Below are 14,841 nucleotides of genomic sequence, written 5' to 3'. Positions count from 1 at the left end.
CCAGAGGGCTCCCTTTTTTGTGCCGCGGTCGAGGCTTAGAACAGCACGCGGCAACGGATGGTGCCGTTGATGTGCTGCAGCTTCTCTTGCGCCAGGTCCGAGTACTCGGCGTCGACGTCGATCACCACGTAGCCGACCTTCTCGTTGGTCTGCAGGAACTGACCGGAGATGTTGATGCCGTTTTCGGCGAAGACCTTGTTGATCTCGCTCATCACGCCCGGAATGTTCTCGTGGATGTGCAGCAGACGGTGCTTGCCCGGGTGGGCCGGCAGCGCCACTTCAGGGAAGTTGACCGAGGACACCGAGGTACCGTTGTCGCTGTACTTGACCAGTTTTTCTGCCACTTCCAGGCCGATGTTGGCCTGGGCTTCAGCGGTGGAACCGCCGATGTGCGGGGTCAGGATCACGTTGTCCAGGCCGCGCAGCGGGCTTTCGAACTCTTCGTCGTTGGAGCGCGGCTCCACCGGGAATACGTCGATGGCCGCGCCGATCAGGTGCTTGTCCTTGATCGCGTCCGCCAGGGCGTCCAGCTCGACCACGGTGCCGCGGGCGGCGTTGATCAGGATGCCGCCCTTCTTGATGGCGCGGATTTCCTTCTCGCCGATCATCCACTGGGTGGCCGCGGTTTCCGGCACGTGCAGGGTGACGATGTCGGACATGCCCAGCAGTTCGTGCAGGTTGCCCACCTGGGTGGCGTTGCCCAGTGGCAGCTTGGTCACGGTGTCGTAGAAGAACACCTGCATCCCTAAGCCTTCGGCCAGGACCGACAGCTGAGTACCAATGGAGCCGTAACCGACGATACCCAGCTTCTTGCCACGGATTTCGAAGGAGTTGGCCGCGCTCTTGATCCAGCCGCCACGGTGGCAGGAAGCGTTTTTCTCGGGGATGCCGCGCAGCAGCAGGATGGCCTCGGCCAGCACCAGCTCGGCAACCGAACGGGTGTTGGAGTACGGCGCGTTGAACACCGCGATGCCGCGCTCGCGAGCGGCGGACAGGTCAACCTGGTTGGTGCCGATGCAGAAGCAGCCCACTGCGACCAGTTTCTTCGCGTGGTCGAAGATCTCTTCGGTCAGTTGAGTGCGGGAGCGAATGCCGATGAAGTGTGCATCGGCGATCTTTTCCTTGAGCTGGGCTTCCGGCAGAGAACCGGTGAGGTACTCGATGCTGGTGTAGCCGGCGGCCTTGAGGACGTCGACAGCGGATTGGTGGACGCCTTCGAGGAGAAGGAACTTGATCTTGCTCTTATCGAGAGAAGTCTTGCTCATCTGCGTAAACCTGTGTCCCGGAGAAAAATGGCAGGGAAGTGGACAGCTTGAGCTGACCTGGGCGGCACTGGGCCGACACCGCAGAAAGGCCCTTGGGCACTCTCCTGCGGGGGCGGTATGCTAGCATACGCGCCCCGCTAAACACTCATTCCTGCGACGTGAAGCGTTCTCAGGATGACCATGAATTGTTCGAGAGTTCTGTCGATGACCAATCCTGCCCTGATTGATGAGCTGAAGACCCTGGTTGAGCCTGGCAAGGTGCTGACCGACGCTGACTCCCTGAATGCTTACGGCAAGGATTGGACCAAGCATTTCGCCCCGGCCCCGACAGCCATTGTGTTTCCGAAAACCATCGAGCAGGTCCAGGCCATTGTGCGCTGGGCCAATCAGCACAAGGTTGCGCTGGTGCCTTCGGGCGGTCGCACCGGGCTTTCGGCGGCAGCGGTGGCAGCCAACGGCGAGGTGGTGGTGTCCTTCGACTATATGAACCAGATCCTCGACCTGAACCTGACCGACCGCACCGCAGTGTGCCAGCCGGGCGTGGTCACCGAGCAGTTGCAGAACCTGGCGCAAGAAAACGGCCTGTACTACCCGGTGGATTTCGCTTCTGCAGGTTCCAGCCAGATTGGCGGCAATATCGGTACCAATGCCGGCGGGATCAAGGTGATTCGCTACGGCATGACCCGCAATTGGGTGGCCGGCATGAAGGTGGTCACCGGCAAGGGCGACCTGCTGGAGCTGAACAAGGACCTGATCAAGAACGCCACCGGCTATGACTTGCGCCAGCTGTTCATCGGCGCCGAGGGCACCCTGGGCTTCGTGGTCGAGGCCACCATGCGCCTGGACCGGGCCCCGAAGAACCTCACGGCGATGGTCCTGGGCACCCCTGATTTCGACTCGATCATGCCCGTGTTGCACGCCTTCCAGGGCAAGCTGGATCTGACGGCCTTCGAGTTCTTCTCCGACAAGGCCCTGGCCAAGGTCCTGGCCCGTGGCGACGTACCGGCGCCGTTCGAGTCCGACTGCCCGTTCTATGCGCTGCTGGAATTCGAAGCCACCACCGAGGAAGTGGCCAACCACGCCCTGGAAACCTTCGAGCACTGTGTCGAGCAGGGCTGGGTGCTGGACGGCGTGATGAGCCAGAGCGAAACCCAGTTGCACAACCTGTGGAAGCTGCGCGAATACATCTCCGAGACCATTTCCCACTGGACGCCGTACAAGAACGACATTTCGGTCACTGTGTCGAAAGTCCCGGCCTTCCTTCAGGAAATCGACGCCATCGTCGGCAAGCACTACCCGGACTTCGAAATCGTCTGGTTCGGCCACATCGGCGACGGCAACCTGCACCTGAATATCCTCAAGCCGGATAACCTGAGCAAGGACGAGTTCTTTGCCAAGTGCGCGACGGTCAACAAGTGGGTGTTCGAGACGGTCGAGAAGTACAACGGCTCGATTTCCGCGGAGCACGGCGTGGGCATGACCAAGCGTGATTACCTGACCTACAGCCGCTCGCCGGTGGAGATCGAGTACATGAAGGCGGTCAAGGCCGCGTTCGACCCGAACGGCATCATGAATCCGGGCAAGATCTTCGCGATCTGAAGCCGGGTAGTGTCCAGATAAAGCACACAAGCAGGAGTCGGTAATGAGCTATCAGCACCAGTATGTCGACGGTACCCGGATCCATTTTCCGGTGGGCAAGGTGGTGTGCATCGGTCGCAACTACGCCGAGCACGCCAAGGAGCTGGACAACCCGGTACCTACCGAACCCCTGCTGTTTATCAAGCCGGGCAGTTGTGTGGTACCCCTGGAAGGTGGGTTCGCCATTCCCACCGAGCGTGGTTCGGTGCACTACGAAGCGGAAATCGCGGTGTTGATCGGCAAGCCGCTCTCCACCAAACCCAGCCGTGAAGAAGTGCTGGATGCCATTTCCGGCTTTGCCCCGGCACTGGACCTGACCCTGCGGGACAAGCAGGCCGAACTCAAAGCCAAGGGCCTGCCCTGGGAAATCGCCAAGTCGTTCGACGGCGCGGCGGTGATCGCTCCCTTTGTGGTGGGCAGCACCTTCGCCGACCTGACCGACATCGGCATCCGCCTGACCATCAACGGTGAAGTACGCCAGGACGGCAACAGCGCCATCATGCTCAACCCCATAGTGCCGATGATCCAGTACATGGCCGGTTGTTTCTCCCTGCAGGCCGGCGATGTGATCCTCACGGGCACGCCGGTCGGGGTTGGGCCGCTGAATGTCGGCGATGAGCTGGTGCTGGAGCTTCCCGGTGCCAGCCGTTTCACCAGCAGCGTCCGTTGATCCGAATCTTTCTGCGCTGGGCCCGGTAATCCAGGGCCCGGCGCAGAGAGATCAGCGGCTTTAACCGTTTTTTCACATTTTTCCCGGATAATTCCGAAGTTTATGGTTCGCGGATCTAAAATCCCTGTGCTATTAACTTTGGCCGCGTTTCTGGAATCTGTGTGATGGACGCCCACCCTCTACCTAAACCTCGCCTCATCCGCCGCTTGCGATTGCGTATGCGCTGGTATTCCTGGCTGCTGTTGGCGGGCGTGATCTGCTATGGCGTAGCCAGCCTCATGCATTGGGATGACCGTGGGGCTCTCTGGGTCCAGGAAGGTTTTGTCAGTACCGCCGAACGCAGCTCCAGTATCTGGCTGCCCAGCTACCGGGCGGTGATCGATGCCAAGGTCCTGCCAGGCATGGAGCGGGACGAAGCCTCCGATCTTTCCTATAACCCCCAGACCAAGACCCTGTTTTCGGTAATGGGCAAATACCCATTCCTGGTGGAGCTGTCGCTGCAAGGCGACGTCCTGCGCAAGATGCCTCTAGTGGGCTGGAGCAACCCGGAAGGGGTCGCGGTCCTGGAAAATGGCCTGCTGGCGATTGTCGATGAGCGCGAGCATTCGCTGGTGATCGTCAAGGTCGATGGCAGTACCCGGTCGCTGAATGTCGCGGACTTCCCCAAATACGACCTGGGCCCTTCGGCAGACCAGAACAAGGCGTTCGAAGCCATTGCCTGGAACCCGCGCAGGCAACAGTTGCTGCTCGGGGAGGAGCGCCCGCCGGCGTTGTTTACCTGGAGCAGCGACGGTAGCCAGGTACTCAAGGGCAACAAGCAGAAGCTGGCCAGCGACGAACTCGACTTGCGCAACCTGTCGGCCCTGGGTATCGACCCGCGCACCGGCCATACCCTGGTGCTGTCGGCTGATTCCCATCTGCTGCTGGAACTGGACGAGCAGGGCGAGCAGGTCAGCTTCATGGCCCTGCTCGGTGGCTTCAATGGCCTGGAAAAAACCATTCCCCGGGCCGAAGGGGTGGCCATGGATGAGGCCGGCAACCTGTACATGGTCAGCGAGCCCAACCTGTTCTATCGCTTCGAGAAACAGTGAGCCCCGGCCTGGCACCCGAGCCGGGCCATTCAGGGCATTAAGCTTGAATTCAGGCGGCTGTGATATTTCATCAGCCTGTCCTGATTTCGAGCCTGCCCGCCATGTATCGCCTCACCCGCCTGCAACCCCTTTACCTGATCCTCTGCCTGATGGCCGTGCTGCTGGCGGTGTTTGTCCATAACCACAGGTTGTGGCAGCGCGCCTGGTTCGACTGGCAATCCTACTGGCAGGTGGCGGCCCCCCAATCCCTGGGGTTGGGCGATTATCGTGTCGTGCTGGAGGCGCAGCCCATCGAGGGTCTGGATGAGGTCTCGGCGCTGACCTACGATCCGCTGCGCAACAGCCTGTTCACCGTGACCAACAAGAATTCCGAACTGATCGAGCTATCCCTGGACGGGCAGATCCTGCGCCGCATCGCTCTGGTGGGCTTTGGCGATCCGGAAGCGGTGGAGTTCATCAGTGCCAATACCTATGTGATCAGTGACGAGCGCCAGCACCGGCTGATCAAGATCCAGCTGGACGATGAAACCACGGCGGTGGATGCGGCAGAAGCCGAGCAGATCACCCTGGGCGTGCACCTTGCCGGCAACAAAGGCTTCGAGGGGCTGGCCTACGACTCCCAGGGCAAGCGCCTGTTCGTCGCCAAGGAGCGCGACCCGATGCTGATCTATGAAGTGCAGGGCTTCCCCCATCAAGATCCGGAACAGTCCTACGGGATGCATGTGGTGAACAACCCCAAGCGCGATGCCGGCCTGTTCGTGCGTGATCTATCCAGCCTGCAATACGACGAGCGCAGTGGCCACCTGCTGGCACTGTCGGACGAGTCACGGCTGGTGGTGGAGCTGGATGTCGAGGGGCGCCCGCTGAGTACCCTGGCCCTGGGCAAGTGGCGTCAGGGTCTGAGCAAGGCGGTGCCTCAGGCGGAAGGGATGGCCATGGATGACGCCGGCACCCTGTACCTGGTGAGCGAACCGAACCTGTTCTACGTCTTCAAGAAACCGATGTAGGAGCCAGCTTGCCAGCGAAGAGGCCTTCAAAACCGCCTTCGCCCGCCAGCCGGCTCCTATCTGCAGGGCAGGCTCAGGCCTTGAGGGTCTTCACCCCTTCGGCGGTACCCAGCAGCAGCACATCAGCGGGGCGTGCAGCGAACAGGCCATTGGTGACCACGCCGACAATGGCATTGATCTGGCTTTCCAGTTCCACCGGATTGGTGATCTGCATGTTGTGCACATCGAGGATGATGTTGCCGTTGTCGGTGATCACGCCTTCGCGGTACACCGGGTCGCCGCCCAGTTTCACCAGTTCACGGGCCACGTGGCTGCGGGCCATGGGGATCACTTCCACGGGCAGCGGGAAGTTGCCCAGCACCGGCACCAGCTTGCTGGCGTCGGCGATGCAGATAAACGTCTTGGCCACGGCGGCGACGATCTTTTCCCGAGTCAGGGCGGCGCCGCCGCCCTTGATCAGGTTCAGGTGCTCGTCGCTTTCGTCGGCGCCGTCGATGTAGAACTCCAGGTCGCTCACGGTGTTGAGCTCGTAGACCGCAATCCCGTGGCCCTTGAGGCGCGCGGCGGTGGCTTCGGAGCTGGCCACGGCGCCGTCGAAGGCGCCCTTGTGCAGGGCCAGGGCGTCGATGAAGCAGTTGGCGGTGGAGCCGGTGCCGACCCCGACGATGCTCTTGTCATCGAGTTTCGGGAGGATAAGGTCGACGGCGGCCTGGGCAACGGCCTGTTTGAGTTGATCCTGGGTCATGCGGGCTCCGAAGCGGGCAAGGGGGGCACAAAGGCCGGCATTATAGGCGCCGCAGCAGATCAGGTCATTGCCCGTTTGGCTAATCGGCCGGGCTTCAGAGAAGGCGAGGGGGCGGCTAAAACCTCTGTATTCGTGTGGTCGCCCGGGCAAACGCTGGGTTAGACTCCCTGGCCCTGCCCAACCCGCTCAGTGATGCTTTCCGATGCTCGAACAGTACGTCAAGAAGATCCTCACCTCGCGCGTTTATGACGTTGCCGTAGAAACCCCATTGCAGACTGCCCGCCAGCTCTCCGAGCGGCTGGGCAATCAGATCTGGCTCAAGCGTGAAGACTTGCAGCCGGTGTTCTCGTTCAAGATCCGTGGTGCCTACAACAAGCTGACCCAGCTCAGCGAAGCCGAGCGCGCCCGGGGCGTGGTCACTGCGTCGGCGGGCAACCACGCCCAGGGCCTGGCCCTGGCGGCCAAGGTGCTGGGGGTCAAGGCTACTATCGTGATGCCCAAGACCACCCCCGAGATCAAGGTCGAGGGCGTGCGCTCCCGTGGTGGCAAGGTGGTGCTGCACGGCGATACCTTCCCTGAAGCGCTGGCCTACTCCCTGAAGCTGGTGGACGAGAAGGGCTACGTCTACATCCATCCCTACGATGATCCGCACACCATTGCCGGGCAGGGCACGGTGGCCATGGAGATTCTGCGCCAGCACCCCGGCCCGCTGGATGCGATCTTCGTTCCGGTCGGCGGCGGCGGCCTGATCGCCGGCATCGCGGCCTATGTGAAATACCTGCGCCCGGAGATCAAGGTCATCGGCGTCGAGCCGGACGACTCCAACTGCCTGCAGGCGGCCATGGCTGCCGGTGAGCGCGTGGTGCTGCCGACCGTGGGGATCTTCGCCGACGGCGTGGCGGTGGCGCAGATTGGCCAGCACACCTTCGACATCTGCAAGGATTATGTGGATGAAGTGATTACCGTCAGTACCGACGAGATCTGTGCGGCAATCAAGGATATCTACGACGATACCCGCTCGATCACCGAACCTGCCGGCGCCCTGGGCGTTGCCGGGATCAAGAAGTACGTCGAGCAGCGCGGTATCAGCGGGCAGACCCTGGTGGCCATCGACTCCGGAGCCAACGTCAACTTCGACCGCCTGCGCCACGTGGCCGAGCGCGCCGAACTGGGCGAAGGCCGCGAAGCCATCATCGCCGTGACCATCCCCGAGAAGCCCGGCAGCTTCAAGGCCTTCTGCGAGGCGGTGGGCAAGCGCCAGATCACCGAATTCAACTACCGCTACAACACCGGCAGCGAGGCGCACATCTTCGTTGGCGTGCAGACCCACCCGGAAAACGATCCGCGCAGCGCCCTGATCGCCAGCCTGACCGAGCAGGGCTTTCCGGTGATCGACCTGACCGACAACGAGCTGGCCAAGCTGCACATCCGCTACATGGTCGGCGGCCATGCCGAGAAGGTCAGCGACGAAGTGGTGCTGCGTTTCGAATTTCCGGAGCGTCCGGGGGCGCTGTTCAACTTCCTCAACAAGCTGGGCGGGCGCTGGAATATCTCGATGTTCCACTACCGCAACCATGGTGCGGCGGATGGCCGGGTAGTTGCCGGCCTGCAAGTGCCGGCCGATGAACGTCACCTGGTGCCCGCGGCGCTGGAGCAGATCGGCTATCCGTACTGGGATGAAAGCGACAACCCGGCCTACCAGCTGTTCCTCGGCTGAACGACTACGCTGAGGATCGGAGCCTTAAGGAAGCGAAAACATGGAAACACTGACCACGCTGAAGACGCTTCATGTACTGGCCACCGTGCTGCTATTGGGCAGTGCGCTGGGGCTGGCGATCTGGGTCTGGCGCCTGCGCCGCCAGGGGGATGCCACGGTTTATAGCCGGGTGCTGCACCGTCCGGGCCTGTTCGGCTGGCTGTTGCTGGCGCTGGGCATGCTGACATTGCCGTTCAGCGGTTGGTGGCTGGTGCATCTGGTGGGTTGGCCGCTAGGGCAGACCTGGGTCCTGGGTTCCAGTGTGCTCTACACCCTGGGGGCCCTGGCCTGGCTGTGGCTGATGGTGCGCCTCAACCGCCTGCGGGTGGCCAAGGTTGCCAGCGGCCTGGCGTTCACCCTGGTGCTGGCGGTGTTCAGCGCCGCATGTTTCGTGACCATTGCCGGTCTTATGGGCGCCAAGCCGGTCTAACTCTCAAGGATTGCCATGAAGGTCGTTCTGGTGGGGGCCACAGGGTTTGTCGGCCGTCATCTGCTGGCGGCATTGCACGCTGCCGGCCATCAGTTGATTGCCACCAGCCGTCGCCCGCAGCCCCAGGGGTTGCCTGGGGTGGAGTGGCGCCAGCTGGATCTCGATCGCCTGGGCCGCGAGCCCCAGCCCTTTGCCCTGCCTGCCGACACCGACCTGCTGATCAACGCCGCGGGGCTGTTGAGCACTGATGCGCGGGCGTTGAGCCTGACCCAGGACCTGGGTACCCGCGCGCTGTTCGATCTGGCGGCGGCCCGGGGCGTGCGGGTACTGCAGATTTCCGCATTGGGGGCCGGGATCCTGCCCCAGGTGCCGTTCCTTGCCAGCAAGGCGGCGGCGGATGATTACCTGCTGCAGTTGGGGGTACCGGCGGTGGTGCTGCGGCCCTCGCTGGTGCTCGGCGCTGGCGGTGCCAGCAGTGGCTGGCTGACGAGGCTGTCGCCCTGGCCGCTGATTCCCTTGCTATCCGCCAAGGCGCAGATGCAGCCCTTGCATATAGAGGACTTGAGCGCCGCGGTGCTGGCGCTGCTCAGGCAGTGGCCGCAGGAATCCATGGTTCTGCCCCTGGTCGGCCCGGAACGCATGACCATGGCGCAACTGCTCGATCACCTGCGGTCGGCCCAGGGCTGGGGCCCGGCGCGCTACTTCAAGCTGCCAGCGGTCTTGCTGCGGCTGGTGGCCGCTGCTGGCGATCGCCTGGGCTGGCGAGCCTTGAACCGGCAGAGCCTGGCCATGGCCCGCCACGACAACCTGGCGGATCCGCAGGTGCTGGCCTCGGTCTGCGGGTATCACGCGGCGCCGCTGGCGGCCCGCTTGCAGGACTGGCCGCAGGCGGCGCAAAGCACCCAACTGGCCCTGCGCCCCCTGTTGCTGGCAGTGATGGTGCTGATCTGGCTGGGTACCGCGCTGGTGTGCATTGGCCCGGGTTACGACTGGGGCCTGCGGATCATGGCCGAGGCTGGCGTGCAGGGCGTCTGGGCGGCCCTGGCGGTGATCGGCGGTTCACTCTGTGATGCGCTGCTGGGTGTCGGCCTGCTGCTGCGGCGCTGGCGCCGGCGGGCCTTGCAGGCGCAGTTGGGGCTGATGCTCGGCTACACCCTGATCATCAGCCTGATCCTGCCGCACTTCTGGTTTGACCCTTATGCCGCCGTCGCCAAGAACCTGGTGCTGATGGTGGCGACCCTATGGCTGCTGTGGACCGAACCCCGCCAATGAGCGCTTACCTGCTGTTGAAAACCCTGCATATCCTGTCCTCCACCGTGCTGTTCGGCCTCGGCGCGGGGTCGGCCTATTACGCCCTGCGGGCCTGGCGCAGTGGCCGGGTGGAAGTGATTGCCGTGACCTTCAAGCACCTGGTGTTCGCCGACTGGGCCTTTACCGCCACCACGGCGGTATTCCAGCCGTTGAGCGGGCTGGGGCTGGTGCACCTGGCAGGCTGGTCGCTGCAGCAGGCGTGGCTGATGTGGAGCCTGGGCCTGTATGTGGTGGCGGGGCTGTGCTGGCTGCCGGTGGTCTGGTTGCAGATCCGAGTGCACAAGATGGCCGAGCAGGCCCTGCAGGACGGGACGCCGATGCCGCTGCGGGCAACCCTTTATATGCGCTGGTGGTTCGCCCTGGGCTGGCCGGCGTTCCTGGCCTTCATGGCGATTTTCTATCTGATGGTGGCCAAGCCGGCGTAGGTTTTTTCGCTGGCAAGCCAGCGCCTACAGCCGGCTCGCCGGCGAGCTGTCTAGTCGCGCAGGCTGATGATCTGCCAGCCACGTTTCTCGGCCTCGGCCCGCAGGTTCGGATCCGGGTCAACGGCCACGGCGGTGGTCACTTGCTCCAGCAGGGGCAGGTCGTTCATCGAATCGCTGTAGAAGTAGCTGTCTTCCAGGCTGTGGCCGGTCTCTTCCAGCCAGCGGTTGAGGCGGGTGACCTTGCCTTCACGGAAGCACGGCACATCGGTACTGCGCCCGGTGTAGCGGCCATCCTGCATTTCGCATTCGGTGGCGATCAGGGTTTCCACGCCCAGGCGTTCGGCGATCGGCGCGGTCACGAAACGGTTGGTCGCGGTGATGATCACCAGCTTGTCGCCGGCAGCGCGATGCTTGTCCAGCAGGGCCTGGGCCTTGGGCAGGAGGATCGGCTCGATGCAGTCGCGCATGAAGTCGCGGTGCCACTCTTCGAGCACGGCCATGTCGGTGCGGCCGAGGATTTCCAGGCAGAAGTTCAAGTAGGCGGCATTGTCGAGCTTGCCGGCCAGGTAATCCTGATAGAACTCGTCGTTGCGGGTCTTGTAGGCGACGGCGTCGAGGAAGCCCCGCTCGCACAGATAGTCGCCCCAGGCGTGGTCGCTGTCGCCGCCCAAAAGCGTGTTGTCCAAGTCGAATAAAGCCAGGCGCATTGCAGTTACTCGCTGAAAAGTCGCGGAAAAAGGTGCCCAGAATACGGTCTTTTCACAAGAGTGCACATAAGCTAAGCAGCCTCGTTGCTGCATTCCCAAGCTTTGTGGAACAATGCGGCGACATGCGTTTGCGAGGTTGTAGCCGTGATCGACCCCGATGGTTTCCGCCCCAATGTCGGGATCATTCTGACCAATGATGCCGGACAGGTGCTATGGGCTCGCCGTATCAATCAAGATGCCTGGCAGTTTCCTCAAGGGGGAATCAACCCCGATGAGACGCCGGAAGACGCCTTGTATCGCGAGCTGAACGAAGAAGTGGGGCTGGAGCGCGAAGATGTGCAAATTCTCGCCTGCACCCGGGGCTGGTTGCGCTATCGTTTGCCGCAGCGTCTGGTCCGGACCCACAGCCAACCGCTGTGCATTGGCCAGAAGCAGAAATGGTTTCTCCTGCGCCTGATCTCCAACGAGCAGCGGGTGCGGATGGATTTGACCGGTAAACCGGAGTTCGATGGCTGGCGCTGGGTCAGTTATTGGTATCCGTTGGGCCAGGTGGTGACATTCAAGCGCGAAGTGTATCGCCGCGCTCTCAAAGAGCTTGCCCCGCGCCTGCTAGTGCGCGACTGACGACGGAGTTCGACCCCGAGCCATGCTCAATACGCTGCGCAAGATCGTCCAGGAAGTTAACTCCGCCAAGGATCTCAAGGCGGCGTTGGGGATTATTGTATTGCGCGTCAAAGAGGCCATGGGCAGCCAGGTCTGCTCGGTCTATCTGCTGGACCCGGAAACCAACCGTTTCGTCCTGATGGCCACCGAGGGCTTGAACAAGCGCTCCATCGGCAAGGTCAGCATGGCGCCCAACGAAGGCCTGGTAGGCCTGGTGGGCACTCGCGAAGAACCCCTCAACCTGGAAAACGCCGCCGACCACCCGCGCTATCGCTACTTCGCCGAAACCGGTGAGGAGCGTTACGCCTCGTTCCTCGGTGCGCCGATCATTCACCACCGCCGGGTGGTGGGCGTACTGGTTATCCAGCAAAAGGAGCGCCGCCAGTTCGACGAAGGCGAAGAAGCCTTTCTGGTGACCATGAGCGCCCAACTGGCCGGGGTTATCGCCCATGCCGAGGCCACCGGTTCGATCCGTGGCCTGGGTCGCCAGGGCAAGGGCATTCAGGAAGCCAAGTTCGTCGGCGTACCGGGCTCGCCCGGCGCGGCGGTGGGCAGCGCGGTGGTGATGCTGCCGCCAGCCGACCTGGATGTGGTGCCGGACAAGCACGTCACCGACATCGATGCCGAACTGGCCCTGTTCAAGAGCGCCCTGGAAGGGGTGCGGGCCGATATGCGCGCGCTGTCGGAAAAGCTCGCCACCCAATTGCGCCCTGAAGAGCGCGCGCTGTTCGACGTCTACCTGATGATGCTTGACGACGCCTCCCTGGGCAGTGAAGTGAAGGCCGTGATCAAGACCGGGCAATGGGCCCAGGGCGCGTTGCGCCAGGTGGTCACCGATCACGTCAACCGTTTTGAACTGATGGACGATGCCTACCTGCGCGAGCGGGCCTCGGACGTCAAGGACCTAGGCCGCCGGCTCCTGGCCTACCTGCAGGAAGAGCGCCAGCAGACCCTGGTCTATCCCGACAACACCATCCTGGTCAGTGAAGAACTGACCCCGGCCATGCTCGGCGAAGTGCCGGAAGGCAAGCTGGTGGGCCTGGTCTCGGTGCTGGGTTCGGGCAACTCCCACGTGGCGATCCTGGCCCGGGCCATGGGCATCCCGACGGTGATGGGCCTGGTGGACCTGCCGTACTCCAAGGTCGACGGCATCCAGATGATCGTCGACGGCTACCACGGCGAGGTCTACACCAACCCCAGCGACGTGCTGCGCAAGCAGTTCGCCGATGTGGTGGAAGAAGAACGGCAACTGGCCCAGGGCCTGGATGCCCTGCGCGACCTGCCCTGCATCACCCCCGATGGCCATCGCATGCCGCTGTGGGTCAACACCGGCCTGCTGGCCGATGTAGCCCGGGCGCAGAAGCGCGGGGCCGAAGGCGTGGGCCTGTATCGCACCGAAGTGCCGTTCATGATCAACCAGCGCTTCCCCAGCGAGAAGGAACAGCTGGCGATCTATCGCGAACAGCTGGCGGCCTTCCACCCGCAACCGGTGACCATGCGCAGCCTGGACATCGGCGGCGACAAGTCGCTGTCGTACTTCCCGATCAAGGAAGACAACCCCTTCCTTGGCTGGCGCGGGATCCGCGTGACCCTCGACCACCCGGAGATCTTCCTGGTACAGGCCCGGGCGATGCTCAAGGCCAGCGAAGGCCTGAACAATTTGCGCATCCTGCTGCCGATGATTTCCGGCATCCACGAGCTGGAAGAAGCCTTGCACCTGATCCACCGGGCCTGGGGCGAAGTGCGCGATGAAGGCACTGACGTACCGATGCCGCCAGTGGGGGTGATGATCGAAATCCCTGCCGCGGTGTACCAGACCAAGGAACTGGCGCGCCAGGTGGACTTCCTCTCGGTGGGCTCCAACGACCTGACCCAGTACCTGCTGGCGGTGGACCGCAACAACCCACGGGTGGCCGATCTCTACGACTACCTGCACCCGGCAGTGCTGCAAGCGCTGCAGAACGTGGTGCGTGATGCCCATGCCGAAGGCAAGCCAGTGAGCATCTGCGGCGAGATGGCCGGTGATCCGGCGGCGGCGGTGCTGTTGATGGCGATGGGCTTCGACAGCCTGTCGATGAACGCCACCAACCTGCCGAAGGTGAAGTGGATGCTGCGTCAGGTCAGCATGACCAAGGCCAAGGAACTGCTGGCGGAAATGATGACCATCGACAACCCGCAAGTTATCCACAGTTCGCTGCAACTGGCGCTGAAGAAACTCGGGCTGGCGCGGATGATCAATCCGGCTTCGAGCAAGACCCTATAACCGGGTTGTTTTCTTCGCCGGCAAGCCGGCTCCCACAGAAGCGTTCGTGGGAGTCGGCGTGCCGGGGAACGCTTCAGACCTTCAGTTCGACCTCTCCCAGATGCCCGCCATAGGGGCCAAAGCTGCGCTCCAGCAGATGCCGCGAGCCATCGGCGTGGACGATCAGGGCCGTGCTGGCTCGTGTGCCGTAGCTGGGGCTGGCGATGAACACGCTGGACAGCAGGCTTTCGGTGGCCAAGCCCACGCCGGTGTCCGGCAGGTCGGCGAAGGGTGCTGTCTGCGGGTCGCTCAATAGCGCCAGCAGTGCCTGGGGCTGTGGATCATGCAACACCTCCTGCAATGCCGCCCTGGCCTTGAGCAGCTTGGGCCAGGGCGTATCCAGCCCGGCATTGGAAAGGCCGTAGACCCCAGGCTCCAGCTGTTGCGGCTGCGGGTCCCGAGCGTTGTAGTGCCACAGTTGCTCGGCATTGCCCAGCAGCAGGTTGAACCCGGCGTACTCCACCGAGCGCCCGACTACATCGCGCAAATAATCATCCAGGGGCACGTCGCCGGCGAGAAAGCGCGCCACCAGTTCACCCCGCGAGCGCCGCGCCGGAGGCTGGTGCGGGTTGCGGATATTGGTCAGGGCGGCAAAGCGGCCCTCGGCGCCGACCCCGAGCCAGGTGCCGCCGGCTTCCAGGTCGCGACCGGCGTGGATCTGCGGCAGTTCCGGCCACTGCCCCAGGGGCAGGCTCGGCCGCGCGTAGAATTCATCACGGTTGGCCGCGACGATCAGTGGCTGAGCATGACCCGGCCGCCAGGCGAAAACGATCAAGCACATTAAGGTGGCCCCCTGTGTGTTTTGCCCACTTTACGCACAGATCCGGCGGG

14 protein-coding genes are annotated in these 14,841 nt (G+C 63.1%); 10 read left to right on the top strand and 4 right to left on the bottom strand.

The features are described 5' to 3' along the window. Positions 1 to 35 precede the first annotated feature (35 nt). Positions 36 to 1,265: a phosphoglycerate dehydrogenase gene (serA, locus tag PFLCHA0_RS29250; RefSeq protein ID WP_011064084.1), complete on the bottom strand. Its 1,230-nt coding sequence runs from the start codon at positions 1,263 to 1,265 to the stop codon at positions 36 to 38. Positions 1,266 to 1,469: 204 nt separating this feature from the next. Here serA and PFLCHA0_RS29245 point away from each other — a divergent pair, with 204 nt between their 5' ends. The 4 genes from PFLCHA0_RS29245 (at position 1,470) to PFLCHA0_RS29230 (ending at position 5,671) form a co-directional block, all read left to right on the top strand. After that, positions 1,470 to 2,864 carry an FAD-binding oxidoreductase gene (locus tag PFLCHA0_RS29245; RefSeq protein ID WP_019093428.1) on the top strand — a complete coding sequence of 465 codons (1,395 nt, stop codon included), beginning with the start codon at positions 1,470 to 1,472 and terminating at the stop codon, positions 2,862 to 2,864. Between the two features lie 43 nt (positions 2,865 to 2,907). After that, positions 2,908 to 3,573 (top strand): fumarylacetoacetate hydrolase family protein, encoded by a 666-nt coding sequence (locus PFLCHA0_RS29240; RefSeq protein ID WP_011064082.1) that lies wholly within the window; start codon positions 2,908 to 2,910, stop codon positions 3,571 to 3,573. A gap of 164 nt (positions 3,574 to 3,737) precedes the next feature. Then, a complete protein-coding gene (locus PFLCHA0_RS29235; RefSeq protein WP_015637405.1) occupies positions 3,738 to 4,664 on the top strand; it encodes an SdiA-regulated domain-containing protein in 927 nt (308 codons plus the stop codon). Between the two features lie 101 nt (positions 4,665 to 4,765). Further along, positions 4,766 to 5,671 carry an SdiA-regulated domain-containing protein gene (locus PFLCHA0_RS29230; RefSeq protein WP_015637404.1) on the top strand — a complete coding sequence of 302 codons (906 nt, stop codon included), beginning with the start codon at positions 4,766 to 4,768 and terminating at the stop codon, positions 5,669 to 5,671. A 73-nt stretch (positions 5,672 to 5,744) separates the two neighbouring features. Here the strand turns inward: PFLCHA0_RS29230 and rpiA are convergent, their stop codons facing one another. Further along, positions 5,745 to 6,416, bottom strand: a complete 672-nt coding sequence (gene rpiA / locus PFLCHA0_RS29225; RefSeq protein ID WP_015637403.1) for a ribose-5-phosphate isomerase RpiA — start codon at positions 6,414 to 6,416, stop codon at positions 5,745 to 5,747. A 202-nt stretch (positions 6,417 to 6,618) separates the two neighbouring features. Here rpiA and ilvA point away from each other — a divergent pair, with 202 nt between their 5' ends. The 4 genes from ilvA to PFLCHA0_RS29205 are packed head-to-tail and all read left to right on the top strand — an operon-like array spanning position 6,619 to position 10,338. Continuing rightward, on the top strand, positions 6,619 to 8,133 hold the full coding sequence (gene ilvA / locus PFLCHA0_RS29220; protein WP_015637402.1) for a threonine ammonia-lyase, biosynthetic: 1,515 nt from the start codon (positions 6,619 to 6,621) through the stop codon (positions 8,131 to 8,133). A 40-nt stretch (positions 8,134 to 8,173) separates the two neighbouring features. Continuing rightward, positions 8,174 to 8,602 (top strand): DUF2269 family protein, encoded by a 429-nt coding sequence (locus PFLCHA0_RS29215; RefSeq protein WP_011064077.1) that lies wholly within the window; start codon positions 8,174 to 8,176, stop codon positions 8,600 to 8,602. A 15-nt stretch (positions 8,603 to 8,617) separates the two neighbouring features. Beyond that, positions 8,618 to 9,874 carry an SDR family oxidoreductase gene (locus tag PFLCHA0_RS29210; RefSeq protein WP_015637401.1) on the top strand — a complete coding sequence of 419 codons (1,257 nt, stop codon included), beginning with the start codon at positions 8,618 to 8,620 and terminating at the stop codon, positions 9,872 to 9,874. Then, positions 9,871 to 10,338 carry a DUF2269 family protein gene (locus PFLCHA0_RS29205; protein WP_011064075.1) on the top strand — a complete coding sequence of 156 codons (468 nt, stop codon included), beginning with the start codon at positions 9,871 to 9,873 and terminating at the stop codon, positions 10,336 to 10,338. The genes PFLCHA0_RS29210 and PFLCHA0_RS29205 overlap by 4 nt, the downstream gene beginning before the upstream one ends. 50 nt (positions 10,339 to 10,388) lie before the next feature. Here the strand turns inward: PFLCHA0_RS29205 and PFLCHA0_RS29200 are convergent, their stop codons facing one another. After that, on the bottom strand, positions 10,389 to 11,045 hold the full coding sequence (locus PFLCHA0_RS29200) for a histidinol-phosphatase (RefSeq protein ID WP_041120293.1): 657 nt from the start codon (positions 11,043 to 11,045) through the stop codon (positions 10,389 to 10,391). A 144-nt stretch (positions 11,046 to 11,189) separates the two neighbouring features. Here PFLCHA0_RS29200 and PFLCHA0_RS29195 point away from each other — a divergent pair, with 144 nt between their 5' ends. Together PFLCHA0_RS29195 and ptsP are read left to right on the top strand one after the other, a co-directional pair. Then, positions 11,190 to 11,669: an RNA pyrophosphohydrolase gene (locus tag PFLCHA0_RS29195; protein WP_011064073.1), complete on the top strand. Its 480-nt coding sequence runs from the start codon at positions 11,190 to 11,192 to the stop codon at positions 11,667 to 11,669. 22 nt (positions 11,670 to 11,691) lie between these two features. Next, a complete protein-coding gene (gene ptsP, locus PFLCHA0_RS29190; RefSeq protein WP_011064072.1) occupies positions 11,692 to 13,971 on the top strand; it encodes a phosphoenolpyruvate--protein phosphotransferase in 2,280 nt (759 codons plus the stop codon). Positions 13,972 to 14,044: 73 nt separating this feature from the next. On the opposite strand, the gene PFLCHA0_RS29185 is transcribed toward ptsP, so the two are convergent. Beyond that, positions 14,045 to 14,791 carry an NRDE family protein gene (locus PFLCHA0_RS29185; RefSeq protein WP_015637399.1) on the bottom strand — a complete coding sequence of 249 codons (747 nt, stop codon included), beginning with the start codon at positions 14,789 to 14,791 and terminating at the stop codon, positions 14,045 to 14,047. Positions 14,792 to 14,841: the final 50 nt, after the last annotated feature.

Source organism: Pseudomonas protegens CHA0 (genome assembly GCF_000397205.1).
GTDB lineage: Bacteria > Pseudomonadota > Gammaproteobacteria > Pseudomonadales > Pseudomonadaceae > Aquipseudomonas > Aquipseudomonas protegens.
This window is presented reverse-complemented; position numbering and strand designations above follow the sequence as displayed.

Bases quoted from the DNA above. Each gene is read 5' to 3' on its own strand.
- ilvA (WP_015637402.1), top strand. From the start codon at position 6,619: ATGCTCGAACAGTACGTCAAGAAGATCCTCACCTCGCGCGTTTATGAC.
- PFLCHA0_RS29205 (WP_011064075.1), top strand. From the start codon at position 9,871: ATGAGCGCTTACCTGCTGTTGAAAACCCTGCATATCCTGTCCTCCACC.
- ptsP (WP_011064072.1), top strand. From the start codon at position 11,692: ATGCTCAATACGCTGCGCAAGATCGTCCAGGAAGTTAACTCCGCCAAG.
- PFLCHA0_RS29240 (WP_011064082.1), top strand. From the start codon at position 2,908: ATGAGCTATCAGCACCAGTATGTCGACGGTACCCGGATCCATTTTCCG.
- serA (WP_011064084.1), bottom strand. From the start codon at position 1,265: ATGAGCAAGACTTCTCTCGATAAGAGCAAGATCAAGTTCCTTCTCCTC.
- PFLCHA0_RS29245 (WP_019093428.1), top strand. From the start codon at position 1,470: ATGACCAATCCTGCCCTGATTGATGAGCTGAAGACCCTGGTTGAGCCT.
- PFLCHA0_RS29185 (WP_015637399.1), bottom strand. From the start codon at position 14,791: ATGTGCTTGATCGTTTTCGCCTGGCGGCCGGGTCATGCTCAGCCACTG.
- PFLCHA0_RS29210 (WP_015637401.1), top strand. From the start codon at position 8,618: ATGAAGGTCGTTCTGGTGGGGGCCACAGGGTTTGTCGGCCGTCATCTG.
- PFLCHA0_RS29230 (WP_015637404.1), top strand. From the start codon at position 4,766: ATGTATCGCCTCACCCGCCTGCAACCCCTTTACCTGATCCTCTGCCTG.
- PFLCHA0_RS29235 (WP_015637405.1), top strand. From the start codon at position 3,738: ATGGACGCCCACCCTCTACCTAAACCTCGCCTCATCCGCCGCTTGCGA.
- PFLCHA0_RS29200 (WP_041120293.1), bottom strand. From the start codon at position 11,045: ATGCGCCTGGCTTTATTCGACTTGGACAACACGCTTTTGGGCGGCGAC.
- PFLCHA0_RS29215 (WP_011064077.1), top strand. From the start codon at position 8,174: ATGGAAACACTGACCACGCTGAAGACGCTTCATGTACTGGCCACCGTG.
- rpiA (WP_015637403.1), bottom strand. From the start codon at position 6,416: ATGACCCAGGATCAACTCAAACAGGCCGTTGCCCAGGCCGCCGTCGAC.